This window comes from Verrucosispora sp. WMMA2121 (assembly GCF_027460185.1).
Taxonomy (GTDB): Bacteria; Actinomycetota; Actinomycetes; order Mycobacteriales; family Micromonosporaceae; genus Micromonospora; species Micromonospora palythoicola.
Genome location: NZ_JAPZBH010000004.1, coordinates 1,657,868 through 1,678,748, shown reverse-complemented (window position 1 = coordinate 1,678,748; position 20,881 = coordinate 1,657,868). Strand labels below are relative to the sequence as shown.

Genomic DNA, 20,881 nt, shown 5'->3' with positions numbered 1-20,881 from the left:
CGCAATGGGCAGATCTGGCGGCGACGATCCGGTAACGGGTCGGGGACGAGGGGTTTGCCGACGGGCCGAAACCTTGGCAGGGTGTGCAGCGCAACCGCGTGCGATGCCCGGCGTCTGGTGCCCGATGTCGTCGCGGCAGGTGTTGTGACCTGCGGTGGGACATCGTCCGTAGGCGTGACGAGGAGGTGAGGCGGCGGTGGTTGCCGACCGTCCCGCGCCGGCGCGCGTCCTGTCCCGCCGTTCACCGGTGGTGCTGCTCAGTGCCGCCCTCGCGCTGCTGCTCGCCGGCTGGGCGGCGGTGTCGTACATCCGGGCTGATCGGGGCACCCCGACCTGCGTCGAACAGGTCCGGCTCCGAGTGGTGGCCGCTCCGGTGATCGCCCCGGCCCTCGACCGGGTGGCGCGAGCCAACGCCGGAAGCCAACCGTGCGTCTCCGTCGAGGTGCGGGCCCGACCGTCGGTGGCGGTCGCCCGGGAACTCGCCGACGACGGCGACGTGGCCGACGCGTGGCTGCCGGAGTCGACGTTCTGGCTGCGCCGGGCCCGTGCCGCTGGTGCTTTCGAGGTACCCGGACAGGGCACGTCGGTGGCGAGCACCCCGGTCGTGCTGGCCGTCACCGACCGGATCGCACGGCGATCCGGTTGGCCGGACAAGCCGCTGAACTGGGCGTCGCTCCTGGGTACCCGGGCGAAAGCGGTCCAGGTCGGGCTGCCCGATCCGGCGGCCGATCCGGCCGGGGTCGGCGCCCTGCTCGGCGCCCGCGCACTGGCCGACGACAACCGGGACTCGGCCGCGACCGTGGCGGCCACGTTGCGTCGGCTCGCCGAGCGGACCTTCAGCCCGGCCGAGGAAACCAGCTCGTTGACCCCGAACCAGGACCTGCCCGGCCGGGTGAGCGTCGTCGCCGCCAGCGAACAGGCGGTGCTGGAACACAACGCGCTGGCGGCCAGCGGCAAGCTGGTGGCGGCGTACCCGGAGGTCGACGTGCCCTGGCTGGACCTGCCGTACGTGGTGCTGCCCGCCGCGCAGGGGCGGGCCCGTGACGCCGCTGGCGCGTTCCTCGACACGCTGCTGACCGGCGAGGCCCGGGAGGTGTTCGCCGGTTACGGCTTCCGGACCGCGGCCGGTTTCCCGCCGGCCATGCCGGATGACGACCGGCTGCGGGCCGAGGAACGTCGGCCGGTGCCGCTGCCCGCCGAGCAGACGGTCAGCGACGTGCTGACCGGTTGGAGCGGCGTCCAGCGCAGCGCCCGGATCCTCACCCTGCTGGACATCTCCGGTTCGATGGCCGCGCCGGTACCCGCCGGTGGCACCCGACTCGACGCCACGGTGCGGGCCGCTCGGGAGGGGGCGGCGCTGCTGCTGGACAACAGCGAACTCGGCATCTGGGCCTTCTCCACCAAGGTCGACGGTGACCGGGACCACCGCGAGATCCTGCCGGTTCGCCCACTGGGTAGCCAGCGCAAACGGTTGACCGAGGCGTTGGCCGAGATCCGGGTCAAACCACAGGGCGGCACCGGACTGTACGACAGCACGCTGGCCGCGTACCGCGACGCGCGCCGCAACTGGACGCCGGGCCGGATCAACCTGGTGCTGGTGATGACCGACGGGCGCAACGAGGACGACGACAGCATCGGCCGCGCTGACTTCCTGGCCGAACTCAAGCGGTTGCAGGAACCACGCCGCCCCTTGCCGATCATCTTCATCGGTCTCGGTGCGGACATCGACCCGGAGGAGCTGAAGGCCATCACGAAGGTCACCGGCGGGCGGGTCTTCGTCACCGAGCAGCCGGGCGGGATGCGGCGCATCTTCTTCTCGGCGCTGGCCGACCTGAGCTGCCTGCCGCCGGAGTGCCGCCGATGAGGGGAATTCCGGCGCGGCTGCGCCGCTCGCCCGGCACGGTGCTGTCGCTGCTGCTGCTCACCGCGATCGCCTTCGGCCAGCGACCCGGTCAGGTCACCTTCGACACCAAACTCGACCTGGCCGCGAACCCGATCCACTTCATGGCCCGGGCGCTGCACCTGTGGAACCCGGAAGCCACCTCGGGTGAGTTGCAGAACCAGGCGTACGGCTACCTGTTCCCGATGGGACCGTTCTTCGCCGCCGGGCAGTGGCTGGCGGTACCGCCCTGGATCACGCAGCGGCTGTGGACGACACTGCTGCTGGTCGCCGCCTTCTACGGGCTGCTGCGGCTGGCCCGGGCGCTGCACATCGGCACCGAACCGACGCGGTACGCGGCGGCGCTCGGCTACGCGTTGGCCCCGCGGATCCTCACCGAGGTCGGCGCGCTCTCCTCGGAGGCGCTGGCCGCCTCGATGCTGCCCTGGGTGCTGCTGCCGCTGGTGACCGTACGCCGGATCGGTTCTCCGCGCCGGGCGGCGGCGCTCTCCGCGCTGGCCGTGCTCGGCATGGGTGGGATCAACGCGGCGGTGGTGCTGATGGCCCTGCTGCTGCCCGGCGTCTGGTTGCTCACCCGACGGTGGGACGCGCAGCACGTACGGCTGGTCGCCTGGTGGTGCGTCGGGGTCGTCGGGGTCTGCCTGTGGTGGATCGTGCCGCTGCTGCTGCTCGGCCAGTACAGCCTCCCCTTCCTCGACTACATCGAGTCGTCCACCACGACCACCGCGGTGGCCTCCCTGTTCCAGGCGGTACGCGGCACCAACCAGTGGGTCGCGTACATCGTGCAGGGCGAGCCGTGGTGGCCGGCGGGCTGGCTGCTGATCGACCATCCGGTGTTGATGGCGCTGACCGCGGTGGTGGCGTTGATCGGGCTGGCCGGGCTGGCCGGCAACCTGCTGCCGCAGCGGCGTTTCCTGGTGACCGGGTTCCTCACCGGGCTGACCCTGCTCACCATCGGCTACGTCGGGGCGGTCGACAGTCCGCTCTCCGGGGTGGTCCGTGATCTGCTGGACGGGCCGTTGGCGCCGTTCCGCAACGTGCACAAGCTCGACCCGGTGCTGCGGCTGCCGCTGATGCTCGGTTTCGCGCACGGTGTCGACGCGGTGGCCACCCGGATGCATCACGCCCTGGCCCGCCGCCGGCCCGGGATCCGGCTGCGTCCGCTGATCTTCGTGCCGGTGCTGCTGCTCGTGCTGGGTGCGGCCGCACCGGCGTGGCTGGGCCTGTTGCGTCCCGGCCCCGGCTGGTCCGACCTGCCGCCGCACTGGCGATCGGCGGCGACCTGGCTGGCCGACCGCGACGCGCTGGCCCGCACGCTGGTGGTGCCCGGCTCCGGCTTCGGACAGTACGACTGGGGACGCACCGTCGACGAGCCGTTGCAGGCGCTGGCCGAGGCGCCGTGGGCGGTGCGCAACCAGATCCCGCTGGGGTCGGCGGGCAACACCCGGATGATGGACAGCGTCGAGGAGGTACTGGCCAGCGGCCGGGGCTCGGCCGGCCTGGCCGACCTGCTCGCCCGCTCCGGCTTCCGGCACCTGTTGCTGCGGAACGACCTCGACCGGACCCAGGTCGACGCGCCGCCGGTGACGGTGCTGCGTCGGGCGTTGGCCGACTCGCCCGGTATCGCCCGGGTGGCCACCTTCGGCACCACCGAGGCGCTGTCCCGGACCCTCGGCAGCCCGGTGGACGACGGTGCCGGCTCCCCGGCGGCGATCGAGGTGTACGAGGTGCGGCGGCCGGTGCCGCCGGCCTCGGCGGTGCTGACCGCCGACGTGCCGACGGTCAGCGGCGGTCCGGAGTCGCTGCTTCCCCTGCTGGAACAGGGGGTGGTGGAGCGGGACCGGCCCGTGGTGCTCGCCGGTGACCGGGCCACGTCTCCGGACGACGCGGTGGGTGACCGGTGGATCGTCACGGACGGCCTACGCCGCCGGGAGCGCGACATCGGTCGGGTCCGGGACAACCTCTCCCAGACGTTGACCGCGAACGAGGCGGGACGACAGCGCCGGGTCGCCCTCGACGTGCTGCCCTTCCCTGGCGAGCAGCACCAGACGACCGCGACCTACCAGGGCATCCGTGCGGTGACGGCGTCGTCGGCCGCGAGCTTCGTGGACAGCTTCGGCCCGGCCGACCCGTCGCACCTGCCGTTCGCCGCCATCGACGGGGAACGCGGCACGGCCTGGCACTCCGCACCGCTGGTCGGGCCGGTCGAACAGTGGCTCCAGGTGGATCTGGACACCCCTCGCCAGGTCGACAGCGTGCGACTCGCGTTCGTGAGCGACCTGGCGGTGGGCTGGCCGGTGCAACGGTTCCGGCTCACCACGGACCGGGGTTCGGTCGATCATGAGGTGGCGCCCACGCTGGGCGGTCACTCGTACTACACGCTGCCCGGCCCCACCAGCCGGATCCGGGTGACGGTGCTGTCGGTGGCCGGCGGCCGCCTCGACGGTGCCGTCGGCATCGAGGAGATGTCCATTCCGGACACCGAACCACGCCGCGCGCTGCGGGCCCCGGCGGATCTGCCGGACGACCTGTCGACACCGGTCAGTTGGGCGTTCAGCCGTGGGCCGGCGGACCGCCCGGCGTGCTATCCGGCGCGGCGGACCGGCCCGGAGGCGGTGCCCGCCGGTGGCTCCGGTGGGGCGTCCACCCGGCCGGACGGCACGGTGATCCGTTGCGACCGGTTCCTCGCCCGGGTCGGTGAGGAACCACTGGGCCTGGACCGGTTGTTCCGCAACCCGGCCGCCGGCACCTATCGGCTGGAGCTGACGGCGGTGCCGCGGCCGGGTGGTGAGCTGACGCTGTCCGGTACGAAGGTGCGGGCTGCTTCGTCGTCCCGGCTGAGCGGTGACCCGGCGGTCGCCGGGTACGCCGCGATCGACGGTGACCCGGGAACGGCCTGGCTGGCCGGCACCGGGGACCTGCGTCCCACCCTGACGCTGAGCTGGTCCGGCGAGCGTCGTGTCGACCGGTTGCGGCTGCGGGGGAGCGAGTTGCCGATCGGATCGCTGCCACGACAGGTGGAGATCCACACGCCCGGCCGCGAGGTGCGGGTGTCGGTCGAGGCCGACGGGACGGTCCGCTTCCCGGCGGTGCGTACCGACCGGCTCGAGATCGTGGTGCGGGAGACCGAGCAGCGCTTGGCGGATCTGCGGGGCAACGGCTGGCCCGCCACGGCCGGCATCGCGGAGGTGGAGATCCCGGCGTTGGCGAGCCTGCTGAGCCCGGTCGACACCGATGCGGTGGTGGTGGAGCGCTGCGGTGACGGGCCGACCGTCGAGTTGGGCGGTTTCCGGTACGACACCTCGATCTCGGCCAGCCTGTCGGACGTGCTGGCCGGACGGCCGGTGCCGGTCGGCATCTGCGGCGAGGACGGTGCGGTGCTGGACCTGCCGGCGGGCGGACAGCGGCTGGCCACGTCGCCGTCGGCGGGCTTCGTCGTGCAGGACGCGACGCTGCGGCCGGAGGCCGAGGCGCGCCCCGGGCCCCGGCACCGGGAGGTGACGGTGCTCGACTGGGCGGCGACCGACCGTACCGTCCGGGTCGCCGCCGGTGAGCAGGCGTTGCTGGTGGTGCCGGAGAACGCCAACGCCGGTTGGACGGCCACTCTCGACGGAAAGACGCTGGCCAGTTCCCGGGCGGACGGGTGGCAGCAGGCCTGGGTGCTGCCGGCCGGCGCCGGTGGTGAGGTCCGGCTCGTCTTCGCCCCTGACCGGGCGTACCGGGGCGGTCTGGCGGCCGGCGCGGTGGCGGTGGCGGCCGTGCTGGTGCTGGCCGCCTGGCCGGTGCGCCGCCGGACGACGACCGACGGGGACGCCGCGGTGCCGGGCGGGGACGCGGCGGACGCCATCGCGGCGGAGGCTCCCGCCTGGGTGATCGGGGTGCTGCTGGTGGTGCTGCTCGCCGTGTTGGGCGGGGTGCTTCCGGTGGCCATCGTGCTGGCCGCGATGCTGCTGCGACAACTGGCGGTACGCGCGCTGCCGGTGGTGGTGCTCGGCGGCCTGACCGTGGCCACCGTGACCGCCGTGGCCGGTCGGTTGCAGGGCCACGGACAGGACTGGGCCTACCGGTCGTGGGTGCAGGCGGCGATGCTGGTCGCGATCGGCGCGGTGGTCGCCGCGGTCGTCCCGGTCCCCGGTGTACGCCCCGAGCCGACCATCCCGCATGATGTGACGCCGGGCACGTCCGGTGGGCCGCCGGAGGCGGCCGTCGGCCGGGGTGAGGACGAGGACGGGACGGTGGCGCGGTGACGGCAGCGGACGACCGTACGCGGCGGGCGGAGCGACGCCGATTCGCCTCCCTGCGCCGGTCGGTGGCCCTGTTCCGGGCGTTCCTGGTGGAGCAGACCGACCCCGACCACTTCTACGGACTGCTGGCCGCCGACTCGGTACGTCAGGTGTCCGGCTACGCCGAGCTGGCCGGCCGGACACTGCTCGACGTGGGCGGCGGCCCGGGATACTTCGCGGCCGCCTTCCGAGCTGCCGGTGCCCGCTACCTCGGGTTGGACCCGGACGTCGGGGACTTCTCCGCGGCCGGCGAGTCGGTGGCGGGAATGTTGCGGGGCAGCGGCACGGCGCTGCCGATCCGTAGCGGCAGCGTGGACGTGGCGTTCTCGTCGAACGTCGTCGAACACGTCGCCGAGCCACCCCGGATGCTCGACGAGATGGTGCGGGTGACCCGGCCCGGCGGGCTCATCTTCGTGTCGTACACCCCCTGGTTGTCGCCGTGGGGTGGCCACGAGACGGCGCCCTGGCACTACCTCGGCGGCAACCGGGCCCGCCGTCGCTACGAGCGGCGGATGGGCCGACCGCCCAAGAACCGCTACCGGGAGACGCTGTTTCCGGTCTCGATCTCGGACACGCTGCGTTGGGCCAGGGGCAACGGTGACGTCGAGGTGCTGGACGCGTTGCCGCGCTATCACCCGTGGTGGGCGCGGTGGGTGATCCGGGTGCCCGGCGTCCGCGAGGTGGCGGCGTGGAACTTCGTGCTCGTACTGCGCAGGGCCGGTGAACGGCAGCCCGGTGCGGTGGAGAAATCAGAGCTGACCGGGGGTCGCGTGGCTATGTGACTTGGTAGTAACCTCGCGGCCATCCCACTGATTGACATCGACGATATTGAGCTCCTCAGGGAGGAAACATGAAGCACCGCGCCGTGGGTGCCGTGCTGTTCGGCGGCGGCGTCCTGCTCCTGGCGCTGGCCGCCGGGTTGGTGTTCGTCGTCAAGCCCGCGATGACCAAACTGCCCTACGACCTCGATTCGTCGACGTCGGTGGCCGAGGCCAAAGGGGCGACGTTCCTACAGATCACCAACGGTGCGGTCGACATCGTCGATCAGACGGATCTGAAGTCGACCGTCCAGGTCACCCCGGAGCGCGCCAAGACCGCGGCGCTCAGCGGTGACCTCGCCGGTGACGCGGTGGTCTGGCGGGTCGGCCAGACCGTCGAGCGGACCGATACCAAGGCGTTGGTCAGCGCGTACGGCGCCGAGCTGGCGCTGGATCGGGTCTCCGCGGCGGCTGTGGACTGGAACGAGCAGTTCCTCGACGAGAGCGGCACGCCGGAGAAGGTCGCCTTCGCCGGCCAGGTCTACAAGTTCCCGTTCAACTCCGCCAAGGAGAACTACGAGGTCTTCGACCGGGATCTGCGGCAGACCCGGATGGCCGAGTTCAAGGGCACCGAGGACGTCAACGGCGTCGAGGCGTACCGGTACGAGCAGGTCATCACCGACGAGAAGCTGCCGTTGGCCACCGACCGGGTGGGACTGCTGCTCGGCGCGCTCGCGCCCGGCTCCACCTCGGGTGACGTCGTCTACAGCAACACCCGTACGGTCTGGGTGGACCCGGTCACCGGTTCCTACCTGAAGGTCCGGGAGCAGCAGAAGAAGGTGCTCGTGCCGAACACGGGCACCCCGGTGACGCTGCTCGACGCCGACTTCTCCTACAACGAGGAGACGGTGGCGTCCTCGGTGGACCGGGCCAAGGAGAGCCGGAACCAGCTCAACATCCTCGGTGTCTTCGCGCCGCTCGGCCTCGCCGTGCTGGGCCTGGTGCTGATCCTGGTCGGGCTGCTGGTCTCCCGTAGCCGTAGGCCGGCCACGGTGGCCAGGCACGCCGCCGTGGACCCGGCACCGACCCGCGTCGACCAGCCACCGGTGCGGGACGACGCGCGGGAGGGTGGGCCGTTGACCGACGAGATCCCGCCCGCCTCGACCAACTGGAAGTCCGAGGAGCCCACGGTGCCGAGCCAGCGGGCGGCACAGGGCGAGTCGGAGAAGCAGTAGCACCAGAAGTGATGTCGGGGGGGGCGGGCCGTCGGCCCGCCCCCTGCGGACATCGACGCTCGGGTGTCCGGCCCGTCATCCGCCAGACCAGCCGACCGCACAGGTGTCAGAGGCGGGCCAGGGCACGGCGCAGCGGGTCGAGACCGAGCCCGCCGAGGTCGAGCGCCTGGCGATGGAACTCCCGCAGGTCGAAGTCGGCGCCCTTGCGGGCCTTCGCGTCCTCCCGCGCCTGAAGCCAGATCCGCTCGCCCACCTTGTACGACGGCGCCTGCCCCGGCCAACCCAGGTAGCGGTTGAGCTCGAAGCGCAGTATCTCGTCCGGCACCCGGCAGTGCGCCCGCAGGAACTCCCAACCAAGCTCCGGGGTCCACCGCTCGCCCGGATGGAAGTCGAACGGGTTGTCCTTGGGAATCTCCAGCTCCAGGTGCATGCCGATGTCCACGATCACCCGAGCCGCCCGCAGCGCCTGACCGTCCAGCATGCCGAGCCGGTTGCCCGGGTCGTCCAGGTAGCCCAGTTCCTCCATCAGCCGCTCGGCATACAACGCCCAACCCTCACCGTGCCCGGAGACCCAGCAGAGCAGCCGCTGCCAGCGGTTGAGCAGATCGGCCCGGACTGCGGTCTGGCCGATCTGGAGATGATGGCCGGGGACCCCCTCGTGGTAGACGGTGGTCACCTCCCGCCAGGTGGAGAAGTCCGTCAGGCCCTGCGGCACCGCCCACCACATCCGACCCGGGCGGGTGAAGTCCTCGCTCGGGCCGGTGTAGTAGATCGAGCCGTCGCTGGTCGGCGCGATCATGCACTCGATCCGCCGGACCTGCTCGGGGATGTCGAAATGGGTGCCGTGCAGGTTGCTGATCGCCTGATCGGCCAACTCCTGCATCCAGTCGCGGAACGCGTCCCGACCCCGGATGGTGCGCGCCGGGTCGGCGTCCAACGTCGCCACGGCTTCGTCGATGGTCGCGCTCGGACCGGCGATCTGGGCGGCCACCGTCCGCATGTCGGCCTCCAACCGGGCCAACTCGGCGAACCCCCAGGCGTACGTCTCGTCGAGGTCGATGCGGGCACCGAGGAAGTACTGGGAGGCCAGCTCGTAGCGTTCGCGGCCGGCGGCCTGCTTCTCCCGCCCGTGCGGGGCCAGCTCGGTGCGCAGGAACTGGCCGAACTCGGCGGTCGCCGCCGTGGCCGCCGCCGCGCCGCGGCGCAGCTCGGAGCCGAGGGGGCCCTGTTCGCCCAGCCGTTCGACAAGCCCGTGGAAGACGTTGTCACCGTCCGGATCGACCCAGACGTCGCACTGCTTGGCCACCTCGATCAGCTGGGTACGCGAGCTGACCCGCCCGGCCGCCGCCGCCTCGCGCAACGTGGTCTTGTACTCCTCCAACGCGTGCGGGAAGAGGTTCAGCCGGGCGGCCAGGTTGGCCCGGGCCTGCTCCCCGTCCGTGGGCATCAGGTCGAAGACCATCCGGATCTCGTGCAGCCCGCTGGTGATGACGCTGACCTCGCTGGTGGTCTCGCCGGCGTCGTACAGGTCCAGTTCGAGACCGAGGCGCTCCTGCATCGCCTCGCGCGCGGTGCGCTCGGCCTCCGTCTCCGGCTCGATGGTGTCGAGCTCGGCCAGGGCACGTCGGGCCAACTCGGCGCGCGCGGCGTACCCGTCCGGTGACAGGTCGTCGAACTTGTCGTCATGGCCGGCGATGCCGACATAGGTGGCGCCGGTCGGGCTCAGCGCCGCCCACTCGGCGACGTAGCGGTCGGCCAGCTCGTCGATTCTTCCCACGCTGCGCACCCTACGCGAGGCGGGCGCCGAGGTGGTGCCGCCGAACCGGTCAGGGCAGCAGGTCGGCCGGGTCGAAGTCGATCGGGAACGGCTCGTCGGCGCGGAGTCGGTCGCCGCTGACCGCCTTGGCGAGCGTGTCGTAGCCGCCGAACTTACCGAGGGTGAACAGCTCCACCGCGACGTGCCGCAGCCGGCGGGAGATCTCCACCCGCATGAAGTAGGGCACCCGACCCTCGGCGCAGCGCATCGGTTTGTCGACGAAGTCCTGCCGGCGGCTGCCGGGGGAGACGAACTCCACGGCCATGGTGCACAGGTGGGCCGGGATCCAGCGATCCTCCTCGTCCGTCTTCGGCAACTCGTGCAGCACGGTGACGTCCGGCTGGATCCACCGCTGCGGCGAGAAGGTGAGGTTCACCTGCCCGAAGACGTAGAAGCCGTGGGCTCTGGCAGCGGCTTTGAGCAGATGGGCGAGTTCGATCTCGCCGTAGCTGTTCGTGCCGACCTCGGCGGGCGTCATGACCAACCTCCCGTCGATGCACTCGTAGCGCGCATCGGGTAGCTCAGGCAACGGGAGGTAGCGGTCGGCGAGCTGGGCCGTCCACATGCCGTCGAGGTCGACGAGCGGGTCGAAGCGGATCGGCATCGCCATGGTGTTACACCTCCTCGGTCGGTCAACGCTCTACAAATGTATGTGGTTTCTGTGGCGCGCGACACGACGGCCGAAAACCGCAGGACAATGTCGTACCCCGGCGGCAGAGTGTCAGGGGTGACAGGCGACTTCACCCCTGACCGACCGGCGCTGCGGAGCTGGCTGCCCGGCTTCATCGCCCTCGCCGCGATCTGGGGTTCCAGCTTCCTCTTCATCAAGGTCGGGGTGGCCGAGCTGCACCCGCTGCATCTCACCCTCTACCGGGTCGGCTCCGGCGCGCTGACCCTGCTGGTGGTGCTCGCCGTGCTGCGGGACCGGCTGCCCCGCGATCCGCGGGTCTGGGGCCACCTGACGGTGATCGCCGCCTTCGGGGTGGCGCTGCCGTTCACCCTGTTCGGCTACGGCGAGCAGCGGGTCGAGTCGATGCTCGCCGGCATCTGGAACGCGACCACTCCGCTCGTCGTGCTGCCGCTGGCGGTGCTGGTGTTCCGCACCGAGCGGCTGACCGTGCGCGGTGCGGTCGGGCTGGGGCTCGGCTTCACCGGGGTGATGGTGGTGCTCGGCGTCTGGCAGGGCGTCGGCGGCGCGCACTTCGTCGGCCAGCTCATGTGCTTCGGTGCCGCCGCCTGCTACGGCCTGGCCATCCCGTACCAGAAGAAGTTCATCGCCGGCAGCACCCTGTCGGGGTTGTCCCTGTCGGCGGCGCAGCTGATCGTCGCGGCGGTCCAGCTCGCCATCGTGGCACCGGTGGTGGCCGGTGCGCCGCCGCTGCCGACCGCGCTGTCGCCGCGGGTGCTCGCGGCCGTGCTGGCGCTGGGCGCGCTCGGCACCGGGCTCGCCTTCGTGATCCATCTGCGGAACATCCGGGTCGTGGGCGCGACCACCGCCTCCACCGTGACGTACCTGATCCCGGTGTTCGCGGTGCTCATCGGCGCCGTCGTGCTCGGCGAGCGGCTCACCTGGCACCAGCCGGTCGGGGCGCTGATCGTGCTGCTCGGCGTGGCCGTGTCGCAGGGCCTGCTCGGCCGACGGCGTCGCCGGGTCGCGCCGGGGGTGGGCGCCCCGACGGCACCGCTCGTCGAGCCCGCCACCCGCTGACCGAACGCGGGCGAGCGGGGCGGTCAGGCACCTGTCCAGGCCACCAGTTCGTCGGCCGTCCATGTGTTGACCACGCGGTCGGCGGGGACTCCGCACAATGCGGCCCGCTCGCAGCCGAAGCGCTGCCAGTCCAACTGGCCGGGCGCGTGCGCGTCGGTGTTGATGGCGAACCGGCAACCGGCCTCCAGCGCCCGCCGGATCAACCGCTTCGGCGGATCCTGCCGCTCCGGGCGCGAATTGATCTCCACGGCGGTGTCGTGTGCCACGCAGGCGGCGAAGACGGCGTCGGCGTCGAAATCGCTCTCCGCCCGGGTCCGGGCGCGGTGCCCCCGGTCGCCCGGCCCGGTCACCCCGGCCGGCCGCGACGAGACCATCCGGCCCGTGCAGTGGCCGAGGATGTCCAGGTGCGGGTTCGCGATGGCGGTCAGCATCCGGCGGGTCATCTTCGCCCGGTCGTCGTTCAGCCCGCTGTGCACCGACCCGACCACCACATCCAGCCGGGCCAGCAACTCCTCGTCCTGGTCGAGCGAACCGTCGGCGAGGATGTCCACCTCGATACCGGTGAGGATGCGGAACCCCTCCGGCAGCGCCTCGTTGAGCCGGGCCACGTGGTCGAGCTGGCGGCGGAGCCGGTCCGCGGTGAGCCCACGGGCCACCTTCAGCCGGGGCGAATGGTCGGTCAGCACCAGGTACTCGTGGCCCAGCTCCACGGCGGCCAGCGCCATCTCCTCAATCGGTGACCCACCGTCTGACCAGTCGGAGTGGGTGTGGCAGTCGCCGCGAAGGGCGGTACGCAGGGCGGTGGCCTCGGCGTCCAGGTCAGTGCCCTCGGTGGCGACCAGCCGGCGCAGGTAGACCGGCTCCTCCCCGGCCACCGACTCGGCCACGCAGCGGGCGGTGACGTCGCCGACCCCGGTCAGCTCGGTGAGCTTGCCGGTCCGGGCCCGCTCGGTCACCTCCTCGGCCGGCAGCGCGGCCAGCGCCTTGGCCGCCGACCGGAAGGCGCGTACCCGGTAGGTGGCCTCGTTCGCCCGCTCCAGCAGGAAGGCGATCCGGCGCAGGTCGGCGATGGGGTCGCGCTCGGTCATGCCATGAAACCTACGCGGCCGCGCCGCCGGTCGCGGGACGACCGGCGGCGCGGGGCGGAGCAGGGTGAGCGATCAGGCGTACGGCAGCCGCACCAGGGAGCGGTTACCGACACCGAGGGTGGTGGAGTTGTTGCCGATGGCGGACCACACCTCCACCCGGACGGTGCCGCTGCGCAGGTTGCCGAGGGAACCGCTGCTGGAGTGCAGCCCGGCGGTCTGGGTGTAGTGCTCCCAGCCCGGTACCGGGTCGGTGGCGAAGTAGCGGTACGTCTCCACCCGCTCCCAACTGCCGTCACCGGTCAGGTCGTACGAGACGCGGGCCTGCACCCCGTTGCCGACCGCCGTGCCGGCGTCCAGGAAGAGGTCGAACGCGGTCTGCCCGCCGGTGTGGTCGAGGTTGAGCCCGGTCGCGGTGAACACCACCGGGTTACGTGGCGTGCCGTCGTGGTTCGCGCCACCGGCGCTGCCCACGGTGGTGGTGCCGGCGCTGCCGGCGGCACCCAGACCGCCACCGGACAGCAGGTAGCGCACCGGTGAGCTGGACGGCGGGGCGGTCGGCGTCGGCGTGGGAGTGGGCGTCGGGGTCGGGGTCGGGGTGGATGTCGGCGTCGGTGTCGGTGTCGGGCTCGGCGGCGTACCTCCGCCGCCACTGCCTCCGCTCCAGGTGTGCGCCCCACTCGTGGTGGTGCGCCCGGCCGCCACGGTCAGCTGCGTGCCGTCGGAGAACCGCACGGTCAGCGGCGAGCCGGAGATGTTGCTGGCGACGTACGTCCGGGCTCCGTTGCGGTTGAACACCGCGGCCAGCGGGTGGTCGGCGGTGATCCCGGTGTCGACCCGGCCGAGAGCCGCCAGGTTGCGGACCCAGTGGAAGGTGTGCGCCCGGCTCTCGCCCTCCTCCGGGGTGTAGCCGGGGTTGGCCCGCAGCTTGGCCAGCGCCGCGTCGGCGTCACCGAGGGCGAGGAACTGCCAGTGGATGTCCTGCCACACGGTCGGCTCGCCGCCGTTGTTGCGGACCAGTTCGGCGTACTTCACCGAGTTGTAGTTCGGGTGCTGGCCCAGGTAGAGATGCCCACCGGTGATCGGCAGCAGGTTGATGCCCTGGATCATCTCGGGCTCGGCGCTGAACCAGGTGGCGTACGCGCCGCCGTCACCCCAGACCATGCCCACGTTGGAGTGCCCGAACTCGGCGGGGAAGTTCTCGCCGGTGACGTCGAACCAGTACTCGTGGATCGCCGCGGCCTGCGTGGTGTAGAGGTAGATGCCGGCGTCGCGTACCGCGGTGTTGCCGGTGACCTGCCCCCACTGGATCAGGGCGTTGGCGAAGTTCATCCCCTCCGACGACGACTCCTGGTTGTTGCCGCTGGCGAACGCGCCGTGCCCGGAGGCCCAGTCGTGCCCGGCGTAGATGTCGAAGTCGCGCAGGTACGGGAAGCGGGTGTCCGACCGGTCGTAGTTGTTCGCGTCCCGGATGAGCAGGTCGATCATGCCGCCGTACTGGTCCTGCCGGGCCCAGTTCGGGTCGAACTTGGCGAGCGTGGCGGCGGCGGCGATGTAGTAGCCGTAGTGGAAGTGGTGGTCGTTGAGTTCCTGGTCGGAGCCGTACGACGCCGGGTAGCCGATGAGTGTTCCCCACCGCTGGTCGTAGTAGAACAGCCGCTGGGTCTCGCCGGACGAGGCGGTGAGCCAGTCGTTGAGGGTGGTGCGGATGGCGTTCAGCGCCGAGGTGCGGGTCTCGCTGTCCCCGACCAGGTCGGCGATCTCGGCGATGCGGGCGGCCCGGCCGAGCCCCTTGCCGGTCCAGTAGGTGTCGTTGCCGCGCTGGTCCATCGGGTTGGCCCGCACCGCCGCCAGGTGCTGCCGCAGCGTGGTCAGGTCGGCGCCGGTTCCGGTGGCGACGGCGGGCAGCTCGGGCAGTACCCCGTTGAACCGCATCGAGGTGCGGAACTCGCCGACCCCGGTGACCACCTTCATCCGGCCCCGGGCGGACGGGTAGGTCGGTGCGATCGGGGTGGTCCCGGTCAGCGCCCGCCACTGGTGTGGGTAGAGGCTGACCACCGTCCGCGTCTCGGTGCCCTCGCGGGGTGTGGTGGTGAAGGCGTACCGGGTCTCCACCCGGCTGGTCGCCGCGTTGTAGCTGTAGCTGACCCGGGTGCCGGTGACGTGGGCGTGCGCGTACTGACCGTAGGTGTTGGCCAGCTGGGTGCGGGCGCTGCCGCCACCGGTGGCCGGGAGCAGCGCGACGGTGAAGTAGCCGCGCCCGGCGAGGTTGGAGCTGATCCGGCTGCCGCTGACGGTCCAGGTCGCGCCGGTCGGCGCGTACGCCACGTAGTCGTGGCCGCGCACGGTGAAGCCGATGCTGCTGCCGCTGTTGGACCAGACCGTGGGGCTGCCGCCGGTCGCGTTGATCACCGCGTCGCCGCCGCTGGTCCGGAAGTACGCGAGCGGCAACCCGTGGCCGATGGTGGCGCGCATCGTCCGCGCCCCGTCGCTCCAGTACGGGGTGACCGTCCAGTCCGTCCAACCGTCCACCAGCGCGTTGGGGGCGGCCAGTCCGGCCACGCCGACCCGGATGTCCTCGACGTACGGGTACTTGAACTCGCCGACCCCGGTTGCGGTGCCGGAGATGGCGGGAGTTGAGGTGGCGGAGAAGCCCAGCCCGTCGGTGACGGGTTGGTAGGACACCGGATGGGCGTGCAGGGGCTCGCTGAAGGTGCAGTTCAGCCGCTTCCACAGCAGCGACGACCACCAGTCGTTGGTGGGTACGGCCCCCGATGGCGCGGCGGCGGTGACGTACTGCCGGGGGTTGCTGGCGATGGTGCCGCAGCCGCTGGGGAGCGGGCCGACCGCGGTGGTGGTGTAGCTGCCGGCACCGACCGGCGCGGCCTGCGCCGCGGAGCCGGCGATGACGGCCAGCCCGCCGAGGACCAGGGTCGCGGCGGCGGTGGCGGCCAGGATTCGATGGTGGGGGCGGCGTGGGACGGGAGGTCTCATCTTTCCTCCAACGCGTGCCGGCCCGGCCGCGCCGGTCGGCGCACGCTTCGTCGGTATTGTGAACGTTAGTGACCTGAGAGAGCGCTCTCTCTAGTTACGCCGGACGGTAGTTCACCAGCGAGACCTGCGTCAATGTTTCGGACTGATGAAACGCGGATGACGCCGGATCAGCGCGTCGGCGGCTTCCTCGGGCAGCCGTGCTTGCGATGCCACTCGGTCACCTCGGCCGCCGGCTCCCGGTTGCCGCCCTTGCGCCACGAGTCGAGGTACGGCGCGGGCCAGACCACACCCCGGCGGATCCACCAGCCGTCCTCGCCCAGGCACGGCGGGGAGATGCCGAAGTGCAGATGGCAGACGTTGTTGGCGTTGCCGGTGCGGCCCACCGTGCCGAGCTGCTGGCCGGCCCGTACCCGCACCCCGGCGTCGACGCCTTCGGCGATCTCGGTCAGGTGTGAGCCGTAGTAACGCACCCCGTCGTCACCGATTACCGACACGGACAGGCCGCCGTTGTACGGCCCCTGTGGACCGCTCTTCCGGTACCGGTCACGCCGGCTGACCTCACCGATCGTGCCGTCGGTGACCGCGACGACCGGCTCACCACAGTCGGCGAAGATGTCCGTCCCGGGGTACGCCGAGTGGGTCGGGTGATACGACACCTTCTTGGCGCGTACCGGAAAGACGTGCGGCAGGCCCGCGCGCGGTGTCGCCGGCTGGTCCGGACGATCGGGCGCCGCGCTGGTCGCGCCGGGTGCGCCGGTGGTCGCCCCGGCCGTCGGGCTCACCCCGGCCGTCGGACTCAGCCCGGCGGTCGGGCTCGACACGGCGGTCGGGCTGACCAGTGCGGTCGGGCCGGCGCCCGTCGGTGCGTCGGGCACACCGCAGCCGCTCGCCGCGAGCACCGGCGCGAGCAGCAACAGGGCGTACGCGCGCCGGCGTCCGATCGTCAGCGGAACCATCCGGCCATCCTGACAGACTCGGTACGGTGGTGGGCACAGCGTCCGTGCGTGCGGAGGAGTGGTACCGGTGTTGCCGTACAACCCGTCGGGCCTCTTTCCCACCGGACGGCCACCACGCCCGACCTACCGGGAGCCGAATCCGGTCGGCGGCGGCGGCGTCGCGGCGGGTGCGTTCGGAACCCTGGCCTGGCTGGTCCTCTTCGGCCTGCTCGGTGGCAGCCTCGTCGGGTACGTCTGGTGGACCCTGCTCGCCGGCGCGCTGGCCTGGCTCACGGCCCTGGTGATGGTCGGGTACGGCGACCGGGGAGTGGCGGCCGGCATCGCGATCGTCACCGCCGGAGGCTGGAGCATCGCCACCGCGGCGGTCGTCACCCGCTGGGTGAGCAGCGGCGACTGGCCGCTCTGGTGAGCACCTCCGGCGGCGACTGCGCTGCGTCGTCGCGCGGCCACCGAAACCCGTCTTGACTTCGATGGCCACGACTCGGCACTCTCCCGGTATGGCCTGGACCACTCCGCGGCTGGATCCCGATCGCAGCCGCCGCCGCCTCCAGCTCCTGGCGCAGTTGGCGGACGCGCGCGCGGTACGCGAACGCGAACGGCCACAGCGCGCCCGCACCGCGCAGCTCCGCCAACTGATCGCCACTCGTCGGCGTCTCGCCGGCTGAGCGGCTCCGAAGATCCTTCCCCAGGAATGACCGGCCCTTCGGGGCGTTGACCGGTCGCCTGCCGACCCGACCGGCTAACGTGCACGCGTAACGGATCGGCGAGTGCTGTGCCGAGGCAACTTGGGGGAACCGTGTCGTACTTCGCTGCGGCCGTCGTGCGCGAGAAGGGCGGCTGGACCGCCGCCGAGCTCAGTCTGCGGGGTGCCGCCGACGTCGATGAGGTCGCCGAGCGGCTCCGCGACGTCGCCCCGGACGCGGACCTGTCGCTGCTGTTCGTCGAGGCGGACGACACCTATCTGGTGATCCTGCGCCTCGACGAGGGTGAGGACCTGCGGGTCTTCGGCTCCGACTCGGCGTACGCGGAGGAATCCCGGCTGGGTGCCCTGTTGGTCGGTGACCTGAAGACGTCGGTGACCGGGCTCGACGAGCCCGAAGAGGTGCGTCCGGCCGCCACCAGCGGTGACGAGGACAGCGAGCAGCCTGCCGTCGACCCGGAGGCGGACCCGGTCGGCGAGGCGGATCTCCTGACCGACCTGGGCGTCCCCGCGCAACGGCTGCTCGCGCTCTGCGCCCACGAGGGAATGATGCCGGCCGACGTCACCGCCGAGATCTGCCAGGTCCTGGGCTGCGTCGACGACGTCGAGGAACTGCGTGAGGTCTGAGCCCTCCGACGTCACCGATCCGGCGCTGGAGACGGTCCGGCCGGGGCAACCCACCCCCGGATCGGTCGGTCGGCGCGGGCCGGGAGCGGACGAGCACCTGGCCGACCCGACCGGCACCGGCCGGCGACAGCGCCACGAACTCTGGATGCGCCGCGCCCTCGAAGTCGCGGTGACCGGAGATGTTGCGCCCTCGGGCGGCGGTGCGGCCGGCGCGGTGGTCGGTGACGCCGTCGCGGGTGAGCCCGGCCAGTCCGGCGACGTACCGGTGGGCGCGGTGCTCTACGGGCCGGACGGCCGTGAGCTGGCGATCGGTCGCAACGAACGCGAACTGACCGGCGACCCGACCGCGCACGCCGAGGTGCTCGCGTTGCGCCGGGCGGCCGAGCGGCTGGGACACTGGCGGCTGGACGGCTGCACCCTCGTGGTGACCCTCGAACCCTGCACGATGTGCGCCGGGGCGCTGGTGCTGGCCCGGGTCTCGACGGTGGTCTTCGGTGCCTGGGAACCCAAGACCGGCGCCGCCGGTTCGCTCTGGGACGTGCTGCGCGACCGCCGGCTCAACCACCGGCCCGAGGTGTACGGCGGCATCCTGGAAGCCGAGACCGCCGCCGTCCTGCGCGCCTTCTTCCGCTGACGTCGAGGGTCAGGAGCGGAGCAGGGTGCTGGCGACCGCCCGGGCGGTGTCGGTCCACGGTGCCGGCCGCAGGGTCGCCGGGTCGAGGCGGACGACCGTGCGGTGTCCTTCCGCGTACGTCGTGGTGCCGTCGAGCGAATGGAAGCGGAAGGCGTACCGGGCGCTGCTGGTGCCGAGGTGCTCCAGCCAGAAGTGCACGGCGACCGGGCCGGTGCCGGTGACGGGCGCGAGGTAGCTGATGGTGAACTCGCGTACCGCGTGGAAGACGTCGGGTGTGCTGGCCCGTCCGGCCTGGTAGGCGACGCCACGGTCGGACCAGTACGCGGTGAGCGCCCGCTCCAGCAGCAGCGCGTACCGGGCGTTGTGCAGGATGCCGAGCGCGTCGAGGTCGTCGAAGTGGACCATGGCGGGCTCGACGTGGCCGTACTCGACGGCCGGCTGTTCGGCGACTGCGTTACTCATGACGGGCCTTCCGGTAGCAGAGCGGGATCGGGGCAGAGCGCCCGCAGGCGGCCCAGCACGCCGTGGCGGGCGTGCCGGTAGGTGATCTCGGGGTCGAGCAGGCGGGAGCGCATGGCGGCGGCGATGCCGTAGGCGTCGATCTCGTACGCCAGCAGCGCGACATCCGTGTCGGCGGGCAACTCGCCCAGCTCGACCGCCTCGGCGACGAGCCGTTCCAGGAACGCCGTCCAGGCGGCGATGACCTCGGCGAGACGGTCACGGACCGCGCCGGGCCGGGCATTGAATTCGAACTCCGTGGTGGCGAAGAAGCAGCCGCCGGGCAGCACCCGGCCGGCGTAGAAGACGATCCGGGCCTCGTGCAGGGCGTGGATCCGGCGTACGCCCCGGGGGGTGCGCAACGCCGGGCCGATGATCTGTTCCTGCCACTGGGCGACGGCCCGGTCGATGGTGGCGAGCTGCAACTCCTCCTTCGATCGCCAGTGCGCGAAGAGGCCGGACTTGCTGACCCCGAGCGACTCGGCGAGATGCCCGAGCGAGAGCCCGTCGAGACCGCTCGCGGAGGCCAGGCTGACGGCGGCGTCCAGCACGGCGGTGCGGGTGCGCTGCCCCCGGGCGAGCCGGCCGTCGACGGTCATGCGGTGAGACTACTAAAAAGAACGACCGGTCGTATACATTCATCGAGTGGAGGCCGTCACACCGACGCCGACACAGCGACGTCCCGCCACCGCACGGGGGGTGGCGGGACGTCTCGGTGGCGCTCAGGCGGTGATGGTGTCCAGGGCGATCTCGACCATCTGGCTGAAGGTCTGCTCCCGCTCCTGGGAGGTGGTCTTCTCGCCGGTCTTGATGTGATCGCTGACGGTCAGCAGGGTCAGCGCCCGCGCCTTGAACCGGGCCGCGATCGTGTACAGCGCCGCCGACTCCATCTCCACCGCCAGCACGCCGTACTCCGCGAGACTGTCGTAGAGGTCCGGCCGGTCGGTGTAGAAGGCGTCCGCCGCCAGGATCGGCCCGACCCGCATGGCGATGCCGCGCCGCTCGGCCACCTCGACCGAGGTACGCAGCAACCCGAAGTCGGCGACCGGGGCGTAGTCGATCAGCCCGTCGAAACGCATCCGGTTCATGTTCGAGTCGGTGGACGACCCGATCGCCGCGATCACGTCGCGGAGCTGGAGATCCTCGGTGAGCGCGCCGCACGAGCCGACCCGGATCAGCGCCTTCACGCCGTACTCGTTCACCAGTTCGTGGGCGTAGATCGACGCCGAGGGCATGCCCATGCCGGAGCCCTGCACGGAAACCTCGACGCCGTTCCAGCGTCCGGTGAAGCCCAGCATGCCCCGGACCGTCGAGTAGCAGTTCGCGCCCTCGAGGTAGGTCTCCGCGATCCACTTGGCCCGCAGGGGGTCACCCGGCATCAGGACCCGCTCGGCGATCTCGCCCGGCTTCGCGCCGATGTGCGTACTCATGGCGTCGATCCTGCCAGGCCGGCCCGGCCGGGACCGGTTCGGCGTCGGAACCGGTGGTCCTGTACCCTCGTCGGCGGTGGCGTGTCCGAGCGGCCTAAGGAGCACGCCTCGAAAGCGTGTGAGGGTTTACGCCCTCCGAGGGTTCAAATCCCTCCGCCACCGCTCTCAGCAGCGAGAACGCCCGGTCGGTCCGTGAGGATCGCACCGGGCGTTCCGCTTTCTCCGAGGCGCGTGCTTGCCGGTTTCCGCCCATGCGG

Annotated in this window: 17 protein-coding genes and 1 tRNA gene; 10 read left to right on the top strand and 8 right to left on the bottom strand. The window is 71.9% G+C overall.

The window, feature by feature from the left end:
• The first annotated feature begins 196 nt into the window (after positions 1-196).
• The 4 genes from O7605_RS08500 (at position 197) to O7605_RS08485 (ending at position 8,176) form a co-directional block, all read left to right on the top strand.
• Positions 197-1,864, top strand: a complete 1,668-nt coding sequence (locus O7605_RS08500; RefSeq protein ID WP_269737373.1) for a substrate-binding and VWA domain-containing protein — start codon at positions 197-199, stop codon at positions 1,862-1,864.
• Positions 1,861-6,147 (top strand): alpha-(1->3)-arabinofuranosyltransferase, encoded by a 4,287-nt coding sequence (locus tag O7605_RS08495; RefSeq protein WP_269738651.1) that lies wholly within the window; start codon positions 1,861-1,863, stop codon positions 6,145-6,147. Before O7605_RS08500 ends, O7605_RS08495 begins: the two co-directional genes overlap by 4 nt.
• Positions 6,144-6,965: a class I SAM-dependent methyltransferase gene (locus O7605_RS08490; RefSeq protein WP_216592806.1), complete on the top strand. Its 822-nt coding sequence runs from the start codon at positions 6,144-6,146 to the stop codon at positions 6,963-6,965. The genes O7605_RS08495 and O7605_RS08490 overlap by 4 nt, the downstream gene beginning before the upstream one ends.
• A gap of 68 nt (positions 6,966-7,033) precedes the next feature.
• Entirely contained in the window at positions 7,034-8,176 is a 1,143-nt protein-coding gene (locus O7605_RS08485; RefSeq protein WP_269738650.1) for a DUF3068 domain-containing protein, read from the top strand.
• A 106-nt stretch (positions 8,177-8,282) separates the two neighbouring features.
• On the opposite strand, the gene O7605_RS08480 is transcribed toward O7605_RS08485, so the two are convergent.
• Entirely contained in the window at positions 8,283-9,953 is a 1,671-nt protein-coding gene (locus O7605_RS08480; protein ID WP_269738649.1) for a DUF885 domain-containing protein, read from the bottom strand.
• Between the two features lie 49 nt (positions 9,954-10,002).
• Positions 10,003-10,602 (bottom strand): Uma2 family endonuclease, encoded by a 600-nt coding sequence (locus tag O7605_RS08475; RefSeq protein WP_269738648.1) that lies wholly within the window; start codon positions 10,600-10,602, stop codon positions 10,003-10,005.
• Positions 10,603-10,689: 87 nt separating this feature from the next.
• On the opposite strand from O7605_RS08475, the gene O7605_RS08470 reads away from it, so the two are divergent.
• On the top strand, positions 10,690-11,700 hold the full coding sequence (locus O7605_RS08470; RefSeq protein WP_443083889.1) for a DMT family transporter: 1,011 nt from the start codon (positions 10,690-10,692) through the stop codon (positions 11,698-11,700).
• A 23-nt stretch (positions 11,701-11,723) separates the two neighbouring features.
• On the opposite strand, the gene O7605_RS08465 is transcribed toward O7605_RS08470, so the two are convergent.
• The 3 genes from O7605_RS08465 to O7605_RS08455 form a co-directional block, all read right to left on the bottom strand.
• Positions 11,724-12,788: a PHP domain-containing protein gene (locus O7605_RS08465; RefSeq protein ID WP_269738646.1), complete on the bottom strand. Its 1,065-nt coding sequence runs from the start codon at positions 12,786-12,788 to the stop codon at positions 11,724-11,726.
• Between the two features lie 72 nt (positions 12,789-12,860).
• Positions 12,861-15,779: a glycosyl hydrolase gene (locus O7605_RS08460; RefSeq protein ID WP_269738645.1), complete on the bottom strand. Its 2,919-nt coding sequence runs from the start codon at positions 15,777-15,779 to the stop codon at positions 12,861-12,863.
• Positions 15,780-15,946: 167 nt separating this feature from the next.
• Positions 15,947-16,735, bottom strand: coding sequence for a M23 family metallopeptidase (locus tag O7605_RS08455; protein WP_269738644.1), 789 nt, complete (start codon positions 16,733-16,735; stop codon positions 15,947-15,949).
• A 67-nt stretch (positions 16,736-16,802) separates the two neighbouring features.
• Here O7605_RS08455 and O7605_RS08450 point away from each other — a divergent pair, with 67 nt between their 5' ends.
• The 4 genes from O7605_RS08450 (at position 16,803) to O7605_RS08435 (ending at position 18,696) form a co-directional block, all read left to right on the top strand.
• Positions 16,803-17,144, top strand: a complete 342-nt coding sequence (locus O7605_RS08450; protein ID WP_269738643.1) for a hypothetical protein — start codon at positions 16,803-16,805, stop codon at positions 17,142-17,144.
• An 88-nt stretch (positions 17,145-17,232) separates the two neighbouring features.
• Entirely contained in the window at positions 17,233-17,400 is a 168-nt protein-coding gene (locus O7605_RS08445; protein ID WP_170863604.1) for a hypothetical protein, read from the top strand.
• A 131-nt stretch (positions 17,401-17,531) separates the two neighbouring features.
• On the top strand, positions 17,532-18,062 hold the full coding sequence (locus O7605_RS08440) for a tRNA adenosine deaminase-associated protein (protein WP_269738642.1): 531 nt from the start codon (positions 17,532-17,534) through the stop codon (positions 18,060-18,062).
• 145 nt (positions 18,063-18,207) lie between these two features.
• The gene (locus tag O7605_RS08435; protein ID WP_269738763.1) at positions 18,208-18,696 is read left to right on the top strand and encodes a nucleoside deaminase; all 489 of its coding nucleotides are present in this window, start codon (positions 18,208-18,210) and stop codon (positions 18,694-18,696) included.
• A gap of 9 nt (positions 18,697-18,705) precedes the next feature.
• On the opposite strand, the gene O7605_RS08430 is transcribed toward O7605_RS08435, so the two are convergent.
• From O7605_RS08430 to deoD, 3 genes are all read right to left on the bottom strand, one after another.
• A complete protein-coding gene (locus O7605_RS08430; protein ID WP_269738641.1) occupies positions 18,706-19,158 on the bottom strand; it encodes an acyl-CoA thioesterase in 453 nt (150 codons plus the stop codon).
• Entirely contained in the window at positions 19,155-19,793 is a 639-nt protein-coding gene (locus O7605_RS08425) for a TetR/AcrR family transcriptional regulator (RefSeq protein ID WP_269738640.1), read from the bottom strand. The genes O7605_RS08430 and O7605_RS08425 overlap by 4 nt, the downstream gene beginning before the upstream one ends.
• A 123-nt stretch (positions 19,794-19,916) precedes the next feature.
• Positions 19,917-20,624, bottom strand: coding sequence for a purine-nucleoside phosphorylase (deoD, locus tag O7605_RS08420; protein WP_269738639.1), 708 nt, complete (start codon positions 20,622-20,624; stop codon positions 19,917-19,919).
• Between the two features lie 75 nt (positions 20,625-20,699).
• On the opposite strand from deoD, the gene O7605_RS08415 reads away from it, so the two are divergent.
• Positions 20,700-20,786 (top strand) — tRNA-Ser (locus tag O7605_RS08415).
• Positions 20,787-20,881: the final 95 nt, after the last annotated feature.